Here is a 1,908-nt window from a genome sequence, read left to right on the forward strand (position 1 = left end):
CTGCTTACGGTAAGTCCCCGCCGCAACTGCCGCATCGGTGATGAAATCGCCCCGCGCCATCGCCTCCCAGAACCGCTGATGAACCTCCGGAACCATCCGCATAGAGAACCGCACCCACAACACCCCTCACCCATCGGGTGTTGCAACCACCGCTCGAACCCGGGGTTCCCCTACCGGACACCCCGGCAGGTGTTGCCGTAGTGCCCCTCCATTCGGGATCAAGGCGCTGACGTGGCGCACCGGCTGGCTATCGCCCTTGCGGGGGCCTGTGATCGTTCCTTCTGCATGTGACCTTGCCGTGCCGTTGTACGGCGAGGACCACGAGCGCGGTGATCTCGCTCCCTGACCTCGGCGGTGGACCACCCAGTGGCGCCTGTCCGCTCTCGTCTGCTGAGGTCATGCCGATCGGTGTGGCGGGCGACAGTTGTTGAGGCGAGCGCAGCTAGAAGTCGATGCGCATGACTCTGCGCCTGAGGGATGGCCTGCTCACCTCGACGAAGCCAGCTGCGGCGAAGATGCCGGGAGTGCCGAAGTGCCCGAACTCCGTGGTGTGGGGATAGCCCTCTAGGGCGCGGGCGCCGCGTTGTCGGGCGAAGTCGACGGCGGCACGGGCAAGTGCTCGGCTGATGCCGCGGCGCCGGTAGCCGGCCCGCGTGGCAAAGCAGGTCACCGCCCACACGCTGGCGTCGGTCTTGTCCTCGGCCCGTCCGACCCATGGGGTGGGACATTGGCTCAGCAGGCGCGGGTTTGCGGTTCGCGGGTCGACCGCGCACCATCCGACCGGCTCGCCGTCGAGGTAGGCGACCAGGCCGGTCGTCGTCTCCGAGTCCGGCTGTCCGCAGGCGGTCTGTTCTCGAAGCCGGGGGGCGAGCTCGGCGGCTCCAACCCTGTACATACAACCCTCTCTGGGCTGCAACTTGTACCGCTGGCACCAGCAGATGGCGCGTACGCCCATGATGGCTTGCAGGTCTTCCCAGGTCGCCTCGTTCGCGGGGATGATCCTGAGCTGATCGTCGGTGACCTGTGGACTCCTGCGCCCCTCAACAACGCCCGCTCCGCTACGCCCCACACGTTGATCGTCTCCGCTACCTGGTTGGCGCCGCCGGGCTCCCGGGTGCGCTTTGCGAGTGGCTCGGGCAGGACGCGCCCGAGCGGGATCCTGCCTCTTCTCCAGGGCTCGGACGGCCACGGTGAGGTGGATCGTGACGGTGTCCCCGTCGGCGAGCCCCCTGGGCTTGCGTACCGAGTCTCTGATCGGGACGAGGTAACGTCCGTCCTTGGGCCACATCGATGTCGGCCACTCCGTGTCACCGATCCGCGCCTGAACCCGGAGCTTCCCCCGGTAGTAGCTGGTGCCAGCAGACGCCGCCTTCAGCTCTGCGCTGGGTTCCTCAGGGACGGTGACGAAGTAGTACGGCGCCGGTCCGCGCCACTGAAAGATCTCGCCTCCGAACTCCAACTCCAGGCGGTCCTGCCCGTCGCCCGCACGCACCTCCGCTGATGACAGGCGGCGCCATGCGGTGGTGACCTTCTCGCCCTCGCGTGCTGCAGCGCGGGCGTTCCGGGCCTTGGTCGTTTGCTCCTTCGGCATCTCGGCATCTCTCTCAACGGGGCCACGCACCGCAGGTCGACGACCTCGTTGTCGCTGCGGCTGGCCATGATCAGACTCCTTCGGCAGCGCGCCCCTGGCCGCCGGTGATTCGGTCCAGATCCCGCACGGCGTAGCGCTGGTGTTCCCACTCCTCCTCCAGGATCGTGTGCAGGCAGGACAACACGGTCTGCTCCCAGTCGGGAGCGTTGGGGTCCGACCTCTTGCCGCCCAGATCTTCTGCGGTCACGGTCGCGAGGAAATCGGTCACCATCGCGACGCGGCTGGACCGAGCCTCCAGCACCTCCGAGTAGGTCGGA

The 1,908-nt window shown here is 67.6% G+C and carries 2 protein-coding genes; both read right to left on the minus strand.

What is annotated here, in order from left to right; genetic code table 11:
• Nucleotides 1–442 precede the first annotated feature (442 nt).
• Nucleotides 443–1,591, minus strand: a complete 1,149-nt coding sequence (locus ABNF93_RS34555) for a GNAT family N-acetyltransferase (protein ID WP_349332479.1) — start codon at nt 1,589–1,591, stop codon at nt 443–445.
• Nucleotides 1,592–1,661: 70 nt separating this feature from the next.
• Nucleotides 1,662–1,908 (minus strand): DinB family protein (locus ABNF93_RS34560; protein ID WP_349332480.1); only part of this gene is annotated, 247 nt, incomplete at its 5' end.

Origin of the sequence: Actinopolymorpha sp. B9G3 (assembly GCF_040120725.1) — a bacterium.
In the GTDB taxonomy this organism is placed as follows: domain Bacteria; phylum Actinomycetota; class Actinomycetes; order Propionibacteriales; family Actinopolymorphaceae; genus Thermasporomyces.